Source organism: Pseudomonas sp. R3-18-08, assembly GCF_003852065.1.
Classification (GTDB): domain Bacteria; phylum Pseudomonadota; class Gammaproteobacteria; order Pseudomonadales; family Pseudomonadaceae; genus Aquipseudomonas.
Window position 1 is genome coordinate 3,927,034 of sequence record NZ_CP027729.1, and the last position, 17,159, is coordinate 3,944,192.

At 61.4% G+C, this 17,159-nt stretch carries 14 protein-coding genes and 1 pseudogene; 6 read left to right on the forward strand and 9 right to left on the reverse strand.

The window, feature by feature from the left end:
- Window positions 1–28: 28 nt before the first annotated feature.
- From C4J92_RS17925 to pap, 3 genes and pseudogenes are all read right to left on the reverse strand, one after another.
- Window positions 29–304, reverse strand: a pseudogene (locus C4J92_RS17925) (TSUP family transporter); the annotation flags it as partial.
- 319 nt (window positions 305–623) lie between these two features.
- Window positions 624–1,808: a thiolase family protein gene (locus C4J92_RS17930; RefSeq protein WP_124404802.1), complete on the reverse strand. Its 1,185-nt coding sequence runs from the start codon at window positions 1,806–1,808 to the stop codon at window positions 624–626.
- Between the two features lie 434 nt (window positions 1,809–2,242).
- Window positions 2,243–3,757, reverse strand: a complete 1,515-nt coding sequence (pap, locus tag C4J92_RS17935) for a polyphosphate:AMP phosphotransferase (protein WP_124363694.1) — start codon at window positions 3,755–3,757, stop codon at window positions 2,243–2,245.
- A 166-nt stretch (window positions 3,758–3,923) separates the two neighbouring features.
- On the opposite strand from pap, the gene mnmC reads away from it, so the two are divergent.
- From mnmC to C4J92_RS17960, 5 genes are all read left to right on the forward strand, one after another.
- A complete protein-coding gene (gene mnmC, locus C4J92_RS17940) occupies window positions 3,924–5,915 on the forward strand; it encodes a bifunctional tRNA (5-methylaminomethyl-2-thiouridine)(34)-methyltransferase MnmD/FAD-dependent 5-carboxymethylaminomethyl-2-thiouridine(34) oxidoreductase MnmC (RefSeq protein WP_124404803.1) in 1,992 nt (663 codons plus the stop codon).
- Window positions 5,916–6,076: 161 nt separating this feature from the next.
- The gene (locus tag C4J92_RS17945; RefSeq protein WP_124404804.1) at window positions 6,077–7,849 is read left to right on the forward strand and encodes an N-acetylglutaminylglutamine amidotransferase; all 1,773 of its coding nucleotides are present in this window, start codon (window positions 6,077–6,079) and stop codon (window positions 7,847–7,849) included.
- A gap of 3 nt (window positions 7,850–7,852) precedes the next feature.
- Window positions 7,853–9,598, forward strand: a complete 1,746-nt coding sequence (ngg, locus tag C4J92_RS17950) for an N-acetylglutaminylglutamine synthetase (protein WP_124404805.1) — start codon at window positions 7,853–7,855, stop codon at window positions 9,596–9,598.
- A 136-nt stretch (window positions 9,599–9,734) separates the two neighbouring features.
- Complete coding sequence (locus C4J92_RS17955; RefSeq protein WP_124404806.1) at window positions 9,735–10,934, forward strand: osmoprotectant NAGGN system M42 family peptidase; 1,200 nt, start codon at window positions 9,735–9,737, stop codon at window positions 10,932–10,934.
- A gap of 59 nt (window positions 10,935–10,993) precedes the next feature.
- Entirely contained in the window at window positions 10,994–11,221 is a 228-nt protein-coding gene (locus C4J92_RS17960) for a YheU family protein (protein WP_003236706.1), read from the forward strand.
- Window positions 11,222–11,229: 8 nt separating this feature from the next.
- On the opposite strand, the gene csrA is transcribed toward C4J92_RS17960, so the two are convergent.
- Together csrA and C4J92_RS17970 are read right to left on the reverse strand one after the other, a co-directional pair.
- The gene (gene csrA, locus C4J92_RS17965) at window positions 11,230–11,433 is read right to left on the reverse strand and encodes a carbon storage regulator CsrA (RefSeq protein WP_124404807.1); all 204 of its coding nucleotides are present in this window, start codon (window positions 11,431–11,433) and stop codon (window positions 11,230–11,232) included.
- A 127-nt stretch (window positions 11,434–11,560) separates the two neighbouring features.
- Window positions 11,561–12,376, reverse strand: a complete 816-nt coding sequence (locus tag C4J92_RS17970; protein ID WP_124404808.1) for an SDR family oxidoreductase — start codon at window positions 12,374–12,376, stop codon at window positions 11,561–11,563.
- Between the two features lie 329 nt (window positions 12,377–12,705).
- On the opposite strand from C4J92_RS17970, the gene C4J92_RS17975 reads away from it, so the two are divergent.
- Window positions 12,706–12,858 carry a DUF3309 family protein gene (locus C4J92_RS17975; RefSeq protein ID WP_003192767.1) on the forward strand — a complete coding sequence of 51 codons (153 nt, stop codon included), beginning with the start codon at window positions 12,706–12,708 and terminating at the stop codon, window positions 12,856–12,858.
- A gap of 61 nt (window positions 12,859–12,919) precedes the next feature.
- Here the strand turns inward: C4J92_RS17975 and C4J92_RS17980 are convergent, their stop codons facing one another.
- From C4J92_RS17980 to C4J92_RS17995, 4 genes are all read right to left on the reverse strand, one after another.
- The gene (locus C4J92_RS17980) at window positions 12,920–15,007 is read right to left on the reverse strand and encodes an LTA synthase family protein (protein WP_124404809.1); all 2,088 of its coding nucleotides are present in this window, start codon (window positions 15,005–15,007) and stop codon (window positions 12,920–12,922) included.
- Between the two features lie 409 nt (window positions 15,008–15,416).
- Window positions 15,417–15,608, reverse strand: coding sequence for a PLDc N-terminal domain-containing protein (locus tag C4J92_RS17985; RefSeq protein ID WP_003172956.1), 192 nt, complete (start codon window positions 15,606–15,608; stop codon window positions 15,417–15,419).
- Between the two features lie 67 nt (window positions 15,609–15,675).
- Window positions 15,676–16,206: a hypothetical protein gene (locus C4J92_RS17990; protein ID WP_124404810.1), complete on the reverse strand. Its 531-nt coding sequence runs from the start codon at window positions 16,204–16,206 to the stop codon at window positions 15,676–15,678.
- A gap of 41 nt (window positions 16,207–16,247) precedes the next feature.
- On the reverse strand, window positions 16,248–16,763 hold the full coding sequence (locus C4J92_RS17995) for an ankyrin repeat domain-containing protein (RefSeq protein ID WP_124404811.1): 516 nt from the start codon (window positions 16,761–16,763) through the stop codon (window positions 16,248–16,250).
- Window positions 16,764–17,159 lie beyond the last annotated feature (396 nt).

Here is a 17,159-nt window from a genome sequence, read left to right on the forward strand (position 1 = left end):
GTCCGAACGGATAGGTGATGGCGACGGGCTACGAACCGAGAGCCAGCCCCATTCTGCCTATTAAAAATATCAGCAGAATCAAAAAAAACACCCTGATAAACCTGCTGCCATATCTCAGCGCCAGGAAAACTCCGGTCAGGGAACCTGCAATATTACACAGGGCTACCACTCCACCTATTGCCCATAATACGTTGCCGGATGGCACAAAAAATATAAGGGCCGCGCTGAAAGTTCCTAAGTTAACCAGCTTTGCAGAAGCGGAGGCGTTTAGAAAATCAAAACCGAAACACTTAACGAATACAAAGAGTAATAGGCTAGAGCATGTATGAGCAGTTTCGGAAAATGGGTGGAATTAGCGGATATGAATTCAGTGAGTTACCACCCATAAAGAACTATTTCATCTGGAATAAACACGTCAAGTTTCATCCTGCAAAAGACACATTCGCAGCCTTGCTGACGGAACAGTTTAAAAAACTTTGATCTTTTCGATGCAGGATGGCTTGCGTGCAACGCTTGTTCATTCTTGATCCAACATTCTGTGTCGGCTGTCGGGCCGCCATCGGGGGCAAGCCCCCTCCCACATTTGGAGCGCGGGGTGCCAGGGCTCCTGCCTTTGACGGAGCCTAGCGCACGGCTTCAAACAACCCGGTTGCCCCCATCCCGCCACCTACGCACATGGTGACGATGCCATAGCGCAAATCACGCCGTTGCAGCTCCCGCACCAGGTGCCCCACTTGCCGCGAGCCGGTCATGCCGAAGGGATGGCCGATGGCGATGGAGCCGCCGTTGACGTTGTAGCGGGCATTGTCGATTTCCAGGCGATTACGGGCGTACAGGCACTGTGAGGCAAACGCTTCATTGAGTTCCCACAGGTCGATATCCGCCACCTGCAAGCCTTTGGCCTTGAGCAGTTTAGGCACCGAGAACACCGGGCCGATGCCCATTTCGTTCGGCTCGCAACCGGCCACGGTAAACCCGCGAAAGAACGCCTTGGGCTTGAGCCCCAGCGCCAGGGCTTTTTCCAGGCTCATCACCAGGGTCATCGAGGCGCCGTCGGACAGCTGCGACGAGTTACCCGCCGTCACCGAACCGTCTTCGGCAAACACCGGCTTCAGGCCACTGAGGCTGGCCAGTGTGGTGTCGGGGCGATTGCAGTCGTCGCGGTCGACCACGCCATCGAGTACCTGCACCTGGCCGGTGTGCTTGTCTTCGACGCTGTACTTGACCGCCATCGGCACGATTTCATCGTCGAACAGGCCATCAGCCTGGGCCTGTGCCGTGCGCTGCTGGCTTTGCAGGGCGTACAGGTCCTGGTCCTCGCGGCTGACCTGGTAGCGCCGCGCAACGATTTCGGCGGTCTGGCCCATGGGCAAGTAGATACCGGGCACCTGCTCTTTGAGCAGCGGGTTGATCAGGTGATCGGTGTTGACGCTCTTCATGGTCAGGCTGATGGATTCCACGCCGCCGGCGACGATGATGTCGCTGCAACCCGAGGCAATCTGGTTGGCCGCGATCGCAATGGCCTGCAAGCCCGAGGAACAGAAACGGTTGAGCGTCATGCCCGCCGTGCCGGTGCCCAGCTGTGACAGCACCGCCACGTTACGCCCGATGTTGTAGCCCTGGGCGCCTTCGTTGGAGCCGGCGCCGACGATGCAATCCTCCACCGTCGCCGGGTCGATGCCATTGCGGCTCAACAGCGCGTTGACGCAATGGGCCGCCATGTCATCAGGGCGAGTCTGGTTGAACTTGCCGCGAAAAGACTTGGCCAGGCCGGTTCGCACGCTGTCGACGATCACTACTTCACGCATGGGGCTACCTCGAACTTGTGGTTGTGGATCGAGGATAGAGCCGGGCCCTGGGCAGGCGCGATGATCATTCACTGCATGGATGCAAAAGCATGAGGCCGGGATGCGGTCTACCTGATGTGTGGAGATCACATGTGGGAGGGGCGGTGCGACGATTCGACTTGCTCCCGATGGCGCTGTTTCAGTTAGTAAATTCGCAGCTGACCCACCGCTATCGGGGGCAAGCCCCCTCCCACATTTGATTTGCGTTGTCAGGGATCACGCGCCAGGCAATGCCAGCTGCGGGTTGCCGAAGTGCGGCCACTGGCTTGAGTGAATGAGGTCAAACTGTGGGAGGGGGCTTGCTCCCGATGGCGGTGGGTCAGTCAGCACATTCGAAGCTGCCCCACCGCCATCGGGAGCAAGCCCCCTCCCACATTATTGAGCTGGGCAGACCGTTATTTCTTTTTCTTCTTGTCGTGCTTGTCGCTCTTGGCAAACGCGTCTTCCAGCGCGCGGTTGAGGGTACGCAGCACCTTGATCCGCGCCCAGCGTTTGTCGTTGGCTTCCACCAGGGTCCAGGGCGCGATTTCAGTGCTGGTGCGGTCGACCATGTCGCCCACCGCCGCACGGTAGTCATCCCACTTGTCGCGGTTGCGCCAGTCGTCTTCGGTGATCTTGAAGCGCTTGAAGGGAATCTCTTCGCGGGCCTGGAAACGCTCCAGCTGGGTGTCCTTGTCGATGGCCAGCCAGAACTTGACCACGATCACCCCGGCATTGCGCAACTGCTCTTCGAAATCATTGATCTCGCCATAGGCGCGCATCCAATCGGTCGGGGTGCAGAAGCCTTCGATGCGTTCCACCAGCACCCGGCCATACCAGGAGCGGTCGAACACGGTGAACATGCCCCGCGCCGGGATCTTCTGCCAGAACCGCCACAGGTAGGGCTGGGCGCGCTCGTCTTCGCTGGGCGCGGCAATCGGCACGATATGGTACTGGCGCGGGTCCAGCGCGGCCGCCACTCGGCGGATCGCCCCGCCCTTGCCGGCCGCGTCGTTGCCCTCGAACACACTCACCAGGGCGTGCTTGCGCATGCGTTTGTCGCGCATCAGACCGGAGAAGCGTGCCTGCTCGGTAATCAGCTGTTCTTCGTAATCGTCCTTGTCCAGACGCAGGCTCAGGTCGAGGCTGTCGAGCAGGCTCTTCTGGTCCACCGACGCGATCAACGGCGCCGGGTTCATGCCGCTGGCCTTGCCCTTGGGCAGTTTCAAGGCATTCTGCAGGCCCTCGAGCAGAATCTTGCCCACGGTGAGCCCACGGTAACGGGGGTCGACCCCTTCGATCACATGCCACGGCGCATAGTCGCGGCTGGTACGGCGCAGTACCCGTTCGCCGAAATGCACGAATTTGTCGTAGGTCTCGGACTGCTGCCAGTCCAGCGGGCTGATGCGCCAACTGTGCAGCGGGTCATCGGCCAGCGCCTTGAGCCGCGCCTTCATCTGTTTCTTGGACAGGTGAAACCAGAACTTGAAGATCAGCGCACCTTCATCGCACAGCATCTTCTCCAGGCGCTCGGCCCCGGCGATGGCCTGGTCGAGACGGGCGTCCTTGATCTGGTCGTGAACGCGGCTTTGCAGCATCTGGCTGTACCAGTTGCCGAAGAAAATCCCCATGCGCCCCTTGGCCGGCAATTGCCGCCAGTAGCGCCAGGCCGGTGGGCGCGCCAGTTCCTCGTCGGTCTGCTGGTCGAAGGTGCGCACTTCGATCAGGCGCGGGTCCATCCACTCGTTGAGCAACTTGACCGTCTCGCCCTTGCCCGCGCCCTCGATACCGTTGATCAGGATGATCACCGGGAAGCGCTTCTGCTGTTGCAGCTCGTACTGCACTTCCAGCAGGGCTTCGCGCAGGGCCGGCACTGCGGCCTCAAAGGTGTCTTTGTCGATGGCGTGACCGATTTCGGCGGATTCGAACATGGGCAGCTCCGTTTCAAGATGGCTCAAGACTAGCGGATTGGGCAGCGGCACGCGGCAGGAAATTCCACCGAGGCTTGCCATGGCTCAATTCATGGCTCAATTCATGGCGTGTCGATCGGCTAGAATGGCCGCCTGTGTTTGCCCGCTGTCTGTTTATGAGCCGCCCATGACCCCCATCGCCCACGCCCAGCTCGACTGGGACGACCACGGCCGCCCGCATTCGCGGATGTTCGACGACGTGTATTTCTCCACTCAGTCGGGCCTTGAAGAAACCCGCTATGTGTTCCTGCAACAGAACCGTTTGCAGGAGCGCTTCGCCGCCTTGCCGGCGGGCGGGCGGCTGGTCATCGGCGAGACCGGCTTCGGCACGGGCTTGAATTTTTTGTGCGCCTGGCAGCTGTTCGACCAACACGCGGTGGCCGGGGCACGCCTGCATTTTGTCAGCGTGGAGAAATACCCGCTGAGTCATGCCGACCTGCAACGCGCCCTGAGCCTGTGGCCGGAGCTGGCACCTTATGCCGAGCAATTACTGGCGCAATACATCGCCATCCATCCAGGCTTCCAGCAGTTGGTGCTGGACCACGGCCGCGTGACCCTGACGCTGTTGATCGGCGATGCCCTGGAGCAATTGCCGCAACTGGATGCGCAGGTCGATGCCTGGTTTCTCGACGGCTTCGCCCCGGCGAAAAATCCTGACATGTGGACCGCCGAGCTGTTCGCCGAACTGGCGCGCCTGGCGGCACCGGGCTCGACCATCAGCACCTTCACCAGCACCGGTTGGGTACGGCGGCTGATCAACGCCGCCGGGTTCAAGATGAAACGCACGCCGGGCATCGGCCATAAGTGGGAGATCCTGCGCGGGGAGTTTCTCGGTTGGCCCGAGCACACACCGCGTCCCGCCACTGGCGCGCCGTGGTTCGCCCGGCCGGCGCCCGAGCCGGGCGAACGCCGGGCCCTGGTGATCGGCGGTGGGCTGGCTGGTTGCTGCACCGCAGCCAGCCTGGCGGCGCGAGGCTGGCAGGTGTGCCTGCTGGAGCGTCATGCGGCCCTGGCACAGGAAGCCTCGGGCAATCCGCAGGGCGTGCTGTACCTGAAACTGTCGGCCCACGGCACGGCGCTGTCGCAGTTGATTGTCAGCGGCTTCGGCTACACCCGTCGGCTGCTGGAGCATTTGCAGCGCGGGGTGGACTGGGACGCCTGCGGTGTACTGCAACTGGCGTTCAATCCCAAGGAAGCCGAACGCCAGGCCCAACTGGCCGAGGCCTTCGCGCCGGACCTGCTGCACCGCGTGGATGCGGCCCAGGCCCAAGCCCACGCGGGGATACCGCTGGAGATGGGCGGGCTGTTTTTCCCCGAAGGCGGCTGGGTCAATCCGCCCGCCTTGTGCGCGTGGCAGGCGCGGCATCCCGGCGTGGAGGTGCGCGTGCATCAGGAGGCGCTCACCTTGCACCGCGTCGACGGCCAATGGCAGGCCCGCAACGGTGACACGCTGGTCGCCAGCGCGCCCGTGGTGGTGCTTGCCGGCGCCGCCGAGATCAAGCGCTTTCCCTTCAGCGCCGCGCTGCCGCTCAAGCGCATTCGCGGGCAAATCACGAGCCTTGCGCAAACCGTCGAAAGCCGAGCGTTGAGCACGGTGGTGTGCGGGCAAGGCTATGTCGCGCCGGCACGTTTGGGCGAACACACCCTGGGCGCCAGTTTCGACTTCAAGAGCGAGGACCTCACGCCTACCCTCGCTGAACACGCCGATAACCTGACGCTGCTGCGGGAAATTTCCCCGGCCCTGTTGCACGCCTTGCACGCCGACACCCAGCCGCTTGAAACCCTGGAGGGCCGAGCGGCCTTCCGCTGCACCAGTCCCGACTATCTACCCATTGTCGGCCCGCTGGCCGATGCGAGCGCATTTGCCGAGGCGTATGGCGTATTGGCCAAGGACGCCCGCCAGGTACCCGATACGCCGTGCCCGTGGCTGGACGGTGTGTACATCAACAGCGGCCATGGTTCTCGCGGCCTGATCACCGCGCCTTTATCGGCGCAACTGCTGGCGGCGTGGCTGGATAACGAACCGCTGCCGTTGCCCGTCAGCGTTGCCCAGGCCTGTCATCCCAATCGGTTTGCCTTGCGCGAATTGATTCGCGGCAAAGCGCGACCAGCCCGCTGAGCGTGAAACGGCGAAAGCGGCGGTGCCATTAGCCAAAGTCCACTTATAACTTATCGTTCTAAAACTCCCGGGTTGTGCCTGGGGTCAGTTTCTGGGTAAGCGCCCTTTTGGTGCGTATTGAGTATTGACCCCTCCCCAACGGAAAAACCGGTAAGGAACTTATGTGTGGATTAGCTGGCGAGTTACGCTTTGATCATCAACCTGCCGACCTGGCAGCCGTGGAACGCATCACGCATCACCTCGCCCCTCGTGGCCCCGACGCCTGGGGTTTTCATGCCCAAGGGCCGATTGCCCTGGGCCATCGCCGCCTGAAAATCATGGACCTGTCGGACGGCTCCGCCCAACCGATGGTCGACGCCCAACTGGGCCTGTCCCTGGCATTCAACGGCGCGATTTACAACTTCCCGGAACTGCGCCAAGAGCTGGAAGCCTTGGGCTATGCCTTCTATTCCGGCGGCGACACCGAAGTGCTGCTCAAGGGCTATCACGCCTGGGGCGAAGCGCTGTTGCCCAAACTCAATGGCATGTTTGCCTTTGCCATCTGGGAGCGCGATGCCCAGCGTCTGTTCATCGCCCGCGACCGCCTCGGCGTAAAGCCCCTGTACTTATCGCGCACCGGCCAGCGCCTGCGCTTTGCCTCGGCGTTGCCGGCGTTGCTCAAGGGCGGCGATATCAACCCGATTCTCGACCCGGTCGCACTCAACCATTACCTCAATTTTCACGCCGTGGTGCCTGCGCCGCGCACGCTGCTGGCGGGCATTGAAAAGCTGCCGCCAGCGAGCTGGATGCGCATCGAGGCAAACGGCAAGACCGAACAGCAAACCTGGTGGACCCTGCCCTATGGTCCCCGTGATGACGAAAAAAACCTGAGCCTGGAAGACTGGACCGACCGCGTGCTCGACAGCACCCGCGAAGCCGTGGCCATCCGTCAACGCGCGGCGGTTGACGTCGGCGTGCTGCTCTCCGGTGGCGTCGACTCGAGCATGCTGGTCGGCCTGCTGCGCGAAGTGGGCGTCGAAGACTTGTCGACCTTCTCCATCGGTTTTGAAGACGCCGGCGGCGAGCGCGGCGACGAGTTCCAGTATTCGGACTTGATCGCCAAGCACTACGGCACCCGTCACCACCAATTGCGCATCGCCGAAAGCGAGATCATCGAGCAACTGCCAGCGGCCTTCCGCGCCATGAGCGAGCCGATGGTCAGCCACGACTGCATCGCCTTCTATCTGCTCTCGCGGGAGGTGGCCAAGCATTGCAAGGTGGTACAGAGCGGCCAGGGCGCCGACGAATTGTTCGCCGGTTACCACTGGTACCCGCAGGTGGACGGCGCCAGCGACCCGTATGCGGCGTACCGCGAGGCATTTTTCGACCGCAGTTACGACGACTATGCCGCCACCGTCGCGCCGAAATGGCTGACCGCCAACGACGCCGCCGGGGACTTCGTGCGCGAACATTTCGCGATGCCGGGCGCGGACGCTGCGGTAGACAAGGCCCTGCGCCTGGACAGCACGGTGATGCTGGTGGACGACCCGGTCAAACGCGTCGACAACATGACCATGGCCTGGGGCCTGGAAGCGCGTACGCCGTTTCTCGACTACCGCCTGGTGGAACTCTCGGCCCGCGTGCCGGGCAAGTTCAAATTGCCCGACGGCGGCAAGCAGGTGCTCAAGGAGGCCGCGCGCCGCGTGATCCCCAGCGAAGTCATCGACCGCAAGAAAGGCTACTTCCCGGTGCCAGGCCTCAAGCATTTACAGGGCGATACCCTCAACTGGGTACGCGAGCTGTTGCTGGACCCCAGCCAGGACCGTGGCCTGTTCAACCCCGCCATGCTTGACCGCTTGCTGACGGACCCACAGGGCCAATTGACCCCGTTGCGTGGCTCCAAGCTGTGGCAACTGGCGGCGTTGAACCTGTGGCTCAGCGAACAAGGAATCTGATTGATGAAACCTAACGCTGCGGCATATAGCCAACGCTTGCTCAAGGGCCAGGCGCCGACCTATGAGCGCCTGCAGGCCCGGCTTGCCGAAGACGGCAGCGCCCAAGGCCCCGACCCGATTGCCGTGCACTGCGGCTGGGGCCGCTTGTTGATTGGGCATACCTTTCCCGACCCCGCCAGCCTTGCCCAGGAGCTGCTCAACGAGCAACCCGGCGAGCGTGACATCGCGCTGTATGTAGCCGCACCCCAGCAAATCCTGGGGATCGATCCGCAGCAGCTGTTCCTCGACCCTTCCGACACCCTGCGCCTGTGGTTCAGCGATTACCGCCCGGCCACGCGGGTGTTTCGCGGCTTTCGTATCCGTCGGGTACAAAGCGAGGCCGACTGGCAGGCGGTGAACTTGCTGTATCAGGGACGCGGCATGCTGCCCATCGACCCTGAACGCCTGACCCCGCGCCATCAAGGTGGCCCGGTGTACTGGCTGGCAGAAGACGAAGACAGCGGCGCGATCATCGGCAGCGTGATGGGCCTGAACCACCAGAAGGCCTTTCACGACCCGGAAAACGGTTGCAGCCTGTGGTGCCTGGCGGTAGACCCGCAATGCACGCGCCCCGGTGTGGGTGAAGTGCTGGTGCGCCACTTGGTGGAACACTTTATGAGTCGTGGCTTGAGCTACCTGGACCTGTCGGTGCTGCACGATAATCGCCAGGCCAAGAGCCTCTACGCCAAGCTCGGTTTCCGCGCGCTGACCACCTTTGCGATCAAGCACAAGAACGGCATCAACCAGCCGCTGTTTCTCGGCCCCGGGCCACAGGCGGGGTTCAATCCTTATGCGCGCATCATTGTCGAAGAAGCCCATCGGCGCGGTATCGATGTGCACGTGGACGATGCCGATGCCGGGCTGTTCACCCTCAGCCACGGCGGGCGCCGGGTGCGCTGCCGAGAGTCGTTGAGCGACCTGACCAGCGCCATCAGCATGACCTTGTGCCAGGACAAGAGCCTGACTCACAAAGTGCTCAAGGCCGCCGGTTTGCAGCTGCCTTCACAACAGTTGGCCGGCAGCGCCGATGACAACCTGGAATTTCTCGACGAACATCAACGCATCGTGGTCAAGCCGCTGGATGGCGAGCAGGGCCAGGGCGTGGCAGTGGACCTGCGGACTATCGAGGAAGTACAAGCGGCGATTGAAGCGGCGCGCCAGTTCGACAGCCGGGTGCTGCTCGAAAGCTTCCACGAAGGCCTTGACCTGCGCATCCTGGTGATCGGTTTTGAAGTGGTCGCCGCCGCGATTCGTCGCCCGGCCGAAGTGATAGGCGATGGTCAGCATTCGATCCGTGCCTTGATCGAAGCCCAGAGCCGGCGGCGCCAGGCCGCTACCGACGGCGAAAGCAAGATCCCGCTGGACGCGGAAACCGAGCGCACCCTGAAAGCCGCCGGGTATGACTACCACAGCGTCCTGCCGCGCGGCGTGCAACTGGCCGTGCGTCGCACCGCCAACCTGCACACCGGCGGCTGCCTGGAAGACGTCACGGCGATCCTGCACCCGACCCTGGTGGACGCCGCCGTGCGCGCCGCCCGGGCGCTGGATATTCCCATGGTCGGCCTGGACCTGCTGGTGCCTGCAGCGGATCAACCCGACTACGTGTTCATTGAAGCCAATGAACGGGCCGGATTGGCCAATCATGAACCGCAACCAACCGCTGAGAAGTTTGTGGATTTGTTGTTTCCACATAGTCAGCCGGCCACCTGACCTCTGATCGTTCCCACGCTCCGCGTGGGAATGCCTCAAGGGACGCTCCGCGTCCGTTGTTGTGACGCGCAGCGTCACGGGCTGCATTCCCACGCAGAGCGTGGGAACGATCGCCCTCAACCCATCAGGAGTTTCCATGACCCGAACCATTCCCGAACCGGATCTCGCCTACCTGCAGAAAGTCCTGCTGGAAATGCTCGCCATTCCCAGCCCCACTGGGTTTACCGACACCATCGTGCGCTACGTCGCCGAACGCCTGGAAGAACTCGGCATCCCGTTTGAAATGACCCGGCGCGGCACGATTCGCGCCACCCTCAAGGGCCAGAAGAACAGCCCTGACCGCGCCGTCTCCGCGCACCTGGACACCATCGGCGCCGCCGTACGGGCGATCAAGGACAATGGCCGCCTGACGCTGGCGCCGGTCGGCTGCTGGTCGAGCCGTTTTGCCGAAGGCAGCCGCGTCAGCCTGTTCACCGACAACGGCGTGATTCGCGGCAGCGTGTTGCCATTGATGGCCTCCGGGCATGCATTCAACACCGCCGTGGATGAAATGCCGGTGAGCTGGGACCACGTCGAATTGCGCCTGGACGCCTACTGCGCGACCCGCGCCGACTGCGACTCCCTGGGGATCAGCATCGGTGACTACGTGGCGTTCGACCCACTGCCGGAGTTCACTGAAAGCGGTCACATCAGCGCGCGTCACCTGGACGACAAAGCCGGCGTCGCCGCCCTGCTCGCCGCGCTCAAGGCGATCATCGACAGCGGCGAACCCTTGCTCATCGATTGCCACCCGCTGTTCACCATCACCGAGGAAACCGGCAGCGGCGCGGCCGCCGCCCTGCCCTGGGATGTCAGTGAGTTCGTCGGTATCGATATCGCCCCGGTCGCCCCCGGCCAGCACTCCAGCGAACACGCGGTGAGCGTGGCGATGCAGGATTCCGGTGGGCCGTATGACTATCACCTGTCACGGCACTTGCTGCGCCTGGCGGCGGATAACGATCTGCCGGTGCGCCGTGACCTGTTCCGTTATTACTTCAGTGATGCGCATTCGGCGGTGACTGCCGGGCATGACATCCGCACCGCGTTACTCGCATTCGGTTGCGATGCCACCCACGGTTACGAGCGCACCCATATCGACAGCCTGGCGGCCCTCAGTCGGCTGCTCGGCGCCTACATCCTCAGCCCACCGGTCTTTGCCAGCGATGCGCAACCGGCCCAGGGCTCCCTGGACCGCTTCAGCCATCAGATCGAGCATGAGACGCACATGGAGAGCGATACCCGCGTGCCGTCGGTGGACAGCCTGGTCGGCCAGAAGTCCGACGTCGACAACAGCTGATACTGGCAACAAAAGTCCCGGCGCAGTAGCATCGTCGGGACCTGACACCTGAGGCTTGTATGCTGATTCCCTACGACGCGCTTGAAGTCGACACCCTGACCCGCCTCATCGAAGATTTCGTCACCCGCGATGGCACCGACAATGGCGACGACACACCGCTGGAAACCCGCGTATTGCGCGTACGCCAAGCACTGACCAAGGGCCAGGCGCTGATCGTGTTCGATCCGGACAGCGAACAATGCCAGTTGATGCTCAAGCACGACGTGCCCAAGCACCTGTTTGACTGACGGCGAGGCTAAGGGGCAGGTACCGGCACCGGATGAGTGGCGCTGGCCTGGCGTTCGAGGATTTTGCGGTAGACCTCAGCGCGATGCACGCTGATCCCTACGGGCGCTTCGATGCCAAATTTCACCTGGCGCCCGTTGATTTCGAGGATGTGCAAGACGATGTCATCGCCGATGGCGATGGTTTCGCCTACAACACGGCTTAAGACCAGCATGGCGGGTGTCCTTTTCGAGTGTCTGGCCCCCGACCTTGCTCGCTTGAAGCGTAACCAGCAATGGCACGCGGCCAAATCAGGCGTCACCTACATGGAGAGGTAATTTACCTGACAGACCGCATCCAGATCAGGCTCTGGTAGCCTGCGCCTTGGCGCGCATTTTATCGGCCATCAGCGTCATCTCGTCATACAGCAACTGCGGGTTTTTCTGCTTGAGCGTCCACGCCATCCGCCCCTGCTCGTGGGGCAGAATCATGAACTCGCCGGCAGCCACGCGTTGATAAATGTAGTCGGCGATCTGCGTCGCCGAGATCGGTGAACTCTCGAGCAACTTGCCCACCTGGGCCTTCATCGCCGGGGTCGGCCCACGGAACGAATCGAGCAGATTGGTCTGGAAAAACGACGGGCATACCACATGCACACCGATTTCCTGCTGCTTGAGTTCCACCAGCAGACTTTCCGACAGCGCCACCACACCGGCCTTGGCCACGTTGTAGTTGCTCATGGCAGGCCCCTGCATCAGCGCGGCCATCGAGGCGATGTTGATGATGCGCCCCTTGCTCTTTTCCAGCAGCGGCAGGAACGCCTTGCAGCCCTTGACCACGCCCATCAGGTTGATTGCGATCTGCCAGTCCCAGTCTTCAAGAGATAACTCGGCAAAGAACCCACCGGACGCCACGCCGGCGTTATTGACGATGATATCGATGCCGCCAAGCTTCACCTCGCAGGCCTGGGCGAACGCGGTGAGCTGGCTGTAATCACGCACATCGCAGCGCTGGGTGAAACCATCGCCACCGGCCTCGCGCACCAGCCTGAGGGTTTCCTGCAAGCCAGTTTCGCTGACATCCGACAAGGCCAGCTGCCAACCCTCGCGGGCCCAGCGCAGAGCGATTTCACGACCCAGGCCGGACCCGGCGCCAGTGATCATCATGCGGTTTTGCATAGGAAGTAGCCTTGTGGTTCACCAGAGGAGTGACCGGCAGTGTAGCGAAGGTTTTTGCCGCGCCCACGCACCATCAGAGTGATGAATGCCCCAGGCAAACCGCGGGCCCGGTCGGATGCGTGCGCATAGCCTAAGTTCAATCTTTTTCAACTAAGTTGATGTATTTGCGCAGGTGTTAAAAGAAATAAGCGAGCAACCAAATTGCTTTAAAAAAATACGGAATTTTCTGTGAAGTGACAGAGTCGGAGTTGTTAAGCCGTCCATAATCAAGTGGACGAGACTCCCGCTGAATAACCGGTCTTTACGCAAGGCCTATAAGGAATAAAACCATGAGCCTGATCCTGATCATTATCCTGATTCTACTGTTGGTCGGCGGCCTGCCAGTGTTCCCGCACTCGCGTAACTGGGGTTATGGCCCGTCGGGTATCCTGGGCGTAGTGCTGGTCGTTCTGCTGGTGCTGTTGTTACTCGGCAAGATATAAAAGCTGCGTACGCAGATAAAAAAAGAGGCCTCGATTGAGGCCTCTTTTTTTTGCCGATGCGTTAGTCCGGCTTACCGTCTACGACGCCTGCGGTGTTATCCAGCAGGCTCTTGGTGGCGGTTTGCAGGAACGACTCGAGTTTCTGCTTCAGCGCCGCTTCGTCGGGCGATTCGGCGATTACTTTGCCGGTCGGGTTGGCGCCCAGTTCGTATTGCCACAGTTTGGGTGGCATTTCCTTGGGCAAGACCAGCACGCGGTCAGCCGTGAGCAGGGCGACGGTCTGGTCGCTGCCCGACGGTTTGATCACGCCGAAGCCTTTGTCGCCTTCCGGCAGGTTGAGCAGGTCGCGGCCCCAGCACTGGTGCAGGGTGTCACCGCCCAGGCGCCCCATGATGGTCGGGACGATATCGATCTGTGTGCCCACGGTGTGGTCACGCTCGCCGAACTTTTCCTGCATGCCCGGCGCGATCATCAGCATCGGTACATTGAAACGGCCCAAGTCCATCTCGGTAATCTGCTGCTCGTTACCGAAGCCGTGGTCACCCACCACCACGAACAGGGTTTCCTTGAAGTACGGCTCCTTGCGGGCCTTCTCGAAGAACTGGCCCAACGCCCAGTCGGAGTAGCGCATGGCGGTCAAATGCTCGTTGAGGCTGCCACGGTCAGTGACTTTCTCGACCGGCAATGGCGTCGGCAACGCGTACGGGGTGTGGTTGGACAGGGTTTGCAGCAGCGCGTAGAACGGCTTGCCGCCTTCGCGGGCTTTCAGTTCTTCCAGGCCACGGTTGAACATGTCCTGGTCGGACACGCCCCAGGTCGGGTCGGAAAACACCGGGTTGACGAAGTCATTGCGGCCAATGAAGTTGGTCATGCCCTGGTTGCTGAAAAAGCCCGACTGGTTGTCCCAGGCGAAGTCGCCGTTGTAGACATACACATCGTCGAAATCACGCGCGCTGAGCAACTGCGGCAGGCCCGACAGCTTGTGGCTGCCTTCGGGGGTCTGCATCAGGTATTCGAAGCCCGGCAGGTTCGGGAAGCAGGCCATGGTGGCGAACATACCCTGGTGGGTGTGGGTACCGTTGGAGAAGAAGCGATCGAACAGCAGGCCTTCCTTGGACAACTTGTCGAAGTACGGCGTGATGTTGCCTGGACGGCCCAGGGCGCCCACCGAGTGACCGGCGAAGCTTTCCATCAGGATCACTACCACGTTCTTGATCGGCAGGGTCTTCTCGGCCGGCGGCGTGAAATCACGGCGCACGGCAGCGGTGTCGGTATCCACCAGTTTTTCGCTCGGCAGTACCAGCATGTCCCGCACGGTCTGGGTGGCCAGCGGTTGCTCCAGGGTGGCCTTCCAGATGTTGGAGCGATCTTCGGAGAAGCGCGACTTGGCCGCAGCGATCAGCGACAGCGTGCCATTGAGGCCAAGCTGGTTGGCGAAGTTCGAATCAGTGGTGTAGACATCCCCCCAACGCAGCGGCGGACCCTGGCGCAGGGTGCCGCGGATGGCGACCACCGCGACCAGCAGGCACACCACGAACACCGCAATGCGGCTGTACCACGGCGCCACCGGGCGCGTGCCGATGCTGCCGCCACTGAACGGGCCACGCGGGCGCGTTGCGCGGTCGGCGCCCTTGAAGGCCATGCTCAGGATCAGCGTGCCCACGGCCCAGGCCAACAGGTAACGCACCACCGGGAACCCGTACCAGAGCATGCTCATCACGGTTTTCGGGTCTTCCTTCACATACTGGAAGACCAGCCCGTTGAGGCGCTGGTGGAACTCACGGTAGAAGTCCATCTCCATCAGGCCCAGGAACAGCGCAATGCTGGACGCGACGGTCAACCACAAGCGGAAGAACCCACGCGCCGCCATGGCCCGTACGCTGAACAACGCCAGCAACAGCGGGATCAGCAGGTACATCACCAGGCGGATATCCAGGCGCAGGCCATTGGCGAACGCTTCCAGGAAGGTCGAGGCCGGTGTATCGAGGATCATCTCGCGGTTGTAGACCAGCAACGCCAGGCGCAGCAGGGAGAACATCACCATCATGACCAGTGCGCAAAGCAGCGTGTACGCCAGATGGGATTTGACGGTCGGTTGCAGCAGGCGATTTGAAGCGCGCGGCTGATTCAGGGCGTCCGGGTTTGCCATGTCGTTTTAGGACCCATTGGAAGTTGAAGTTGCGAAATAATGCAGTGGCGTCCGTCCCTCGCCCAGGCTGGCCGGGGTGGGCGGTTAACGCGGTGGGGCAAATGGTGCCCGATCAACGGCATCAACGCTATAAATTACTGAACGAGCGCCGCCGCCGTGCCTTTATGGGCACTCGGGGATAGAGCCTTGGCAGCGGAATAAAGCGGGCGAATTGTCTTGGATGGGATGTGAAAATTTCGTGCAGCGAATATTTCGACACACAAATCTATCAAACATACCGGAGGCAAATGTGGGAGGGGGCTTGCCCCCGATGGCGGTGGGTCAGCACTGTATCCGTTGCTGACTCACCGCTATCGGGGGCAAGCCCCCTCCCACATTGGCGGTGCCCACTCCAGAAGGAGCGGGTTGCTTAGATCCGCACGTTACCGCGCGGCCCGGCGATCGCCCAGATGATCAGGCCCAGTACCGGCAGCAGCAGGATCAGCAAAATCCACAGCACCTTGGCGCCCGTGCTCGCGCCGCTTTTGAACACGTTGATGATCGCCCAGATATCCAGCGCGAGGATGATCAGGCCAATCAGGCCGTTGAAAGTGGAACCCATGGTGTCGCTCCTAAGTGAGGGCATGCCCTTGTAGGATAGTCAGCCCTGGCCGGGGTTCCGTTTTATTTCAGACGTGTACGGCAATCTTCAGGGCTTCCAGCGACGGTTCGGCCTGGATGCCGACCTCGGCGCACAGCTCCAGCACGCGCGGCAGGTCATTGCCGAACACCAGCACGGCCTGGATGTGGTCATCGAGCAACTGGCTGAAGTTGAGCAGCACATAGCCGCCGTCTTCCGGGCTCAGGGCGCTCATTTGGATCTGGATGCGGTTGAGGGCCGTCAGGTCTTCGGTCTTCGCCAGTTGCTTGGGCTTGAGGTTGAATGCCACGCCCGGACCAAACGAGGCGACGATCTGGGCAAACAGGTCGGCGTAGCTGTCGGCCTGGAACAGTACGGTGTCCGGCAGGCTGCCGATGACCACCCACTCCCCCAGCGGAATCGGGAAGGTATCGTCGTAGTTGATATCCGGATTGGCCGCCAGAAAAGCCACAGGGTCCGCGTAGGCCTGGGCTGCTTCGTCGGCGATACGCACCACCTCGTCCTCGGCCATGACGCCGGCGCTGATTTTGCTGATGAGTTCGACGAGAGCGGTTTTCATGGGGTGGTCCTGTGACGGGCGGGTTTTCGAGGGCGCGTAGCCTACACCAGTTTTTGCAACAACGCCGCCGTATCCACGGCCCCCATGGTCTGCGCCGCAGCCAGCGCTGTCGCGCCCTGGGCGTCGGTAGCCTTGGGATTGGCCCCCTGGCCGAGCAGGTATTCAAGCATTTCGACGCGGTTGAACATGGCCGCCATCATCAGTGCCGTGCGCCCATCCGAAGAAGCCGCTTCAACCGGGGTTCCGCCCTCGATCAGTGCCTTGACCACGGGCAGGTTGCCCTTAAAGGCCGCACCGGCAATCGGCAGTTGGTTCTTATCGTTGGCAATCAACGGATCGGCCTTGAACTCCAGCAACACTTTTACCGCCTCGGCATGGCCGTGGTAGGCCGCAAGCATCAGCAACGTGTCACCGTTGTGATTCCGAAAGTTGGCCGGCAAGCCTTTGGTCAATAGCGCTGCGAGCATGGCGGCGTCGCCTTTGCGAGCGACGTCGAAGACTTGCTCGGCGAATTCGGCGGCTTCGTCTTCGGTCATCTGTTTGGGCTGAGTCGACATGTAGGGCTCCTGTGTGATGCTGTATATGGCGCCCAGTGTCGCGATGGAGTTCCCTGCTGTCATGGCTTTTTTGTCAAAAATGCCGATAGGCACAATCAATAGTGAACGTGGTGCCAGCCCTCCTTTAGCTGTACACGCGGAATTTAAACTGTGTCGTCTCCCGATTAGCGCCTGGGCCTGAATGGAATTTATCCGCGAAACCCACGGTCATAATCGGTAGGGAAAATGCATTGCGCGTGAAAAGTAACCGGTTGGATAACGCAAAATGCAGGATGCACGATAGCCCTTCATGCAAATTGCACGAAAACGAAAATCCTGAAAAATTACAAGGCGCTGATTTATAAGGATTTTTTAAATAGATCAATACTGGCACAATCACTGCACCTATCACTCCAT

What these genes read in the sequence shown, in the direction of transcription:
- C4J92_RS17930 (WP_124404802.1), bottom strand. Translation starts at nt 1,808, where the DNA reads ATGCGTGAAGTAGTGATCGTCGACAGCGTGCGAACCGGCCTGGCCAAG.
- pap (WP_124363694.1), bottom strand. Translation starts at nt 3,757, where the DNA reads ATGTTCGAATCCGCCGAAATCGGTCACGCCATCGACAAAGACACCTTT.
- mnmC (WP_124404803.1), top strand. Translation starts at nt 3,924, where the DNA reads ATGACCCCCATCGCCCACGCCCAGCTCGACTGGGACGACCACGGCCGC.
- C4J92_RS17945 (WP_124404804.1), top strand. Translation starts at nt 6,077, where the DNA reads ATGTGTGGATTAGCTGGCGAGTTACGCTTTGATCATCAACCTGCCGAC.
- ngg (WP_124404805.1), top strand. Translation starts at nt 7,853, where the DNA reads ATGAAACCTAACGCTGCGGCATATAGCCAACGCTTGCTCAAGGGCCAG.
- C4J92_RS17955 (WP_124404806.1), top strand. Translation starts at nt 9,735, where the DNA reads ATGACCCGAACCATTCCCGAACCGGATCTCGCCTACCTGCAGAAAGTC.
- C4J92_RS17960 (WP_003236706.1), top strand. Translation starts at nt 10,994, where the DNA reads ATGCTGATTCCCTACGACGCGCTTGAAGTCGACACCCTGACCCGCCTC.
- csrA (WP_124404807.1), bottom strand. Translation starts at nt 11,433, where the DNA reads ATGCTGGTCTTAAGCCGTGTTGTAGGCGAAACCATCGCCATCGGCGAT.
- C4J92_RS17970 (WP_124404808.1), bottom strand. Translation starts at nt 12,376, where the DNA reads ATGCAAAACCGCATGATGATCACTGGCGCCGGGTCCGGCCTGGGTCGT.
- C4J92_RS17975 (WP_003192767.1), top strand. Translation starts at nt 12,706, where the DNA reads ATGAGCCTGATCCTGATCATTATCCTGATTCTACTGTTGGTCGGCGGC.
- C4J92_RS17980 (WP_124404809.1), bottom strand. Translation starts at nt 15,007, where the DNA reads ATGGCAAACCCGGACGCCCTGAATCAGCCGCGCGCTTCAAATCGCCTG.
- C4J92_RS17985 (WP_003172956.1), bottom strand. Translation starts at nt 15,608, where the DNA reads ATGGGTTCCACTTTCAACGGCCTGATTGGCCTGATCATCCTCGCGCTG.
- C4J92_RS17990 (WP_124404810.1), bottom strand. Translation starts at nt 16,206, where the DNA reads ATGAAAACCGCTCTCGTCGAACTCATCAGCAAAATCAGCGCCGGCGTC.
- C4J92_RS17995 (WP_124404811.1), bottom strand. Translation starts at nt 16,763, where the DNA reads ATGTCGACTCAGCCCAAACAGATGACCGAAGACGAAGCCGCCGAATTC.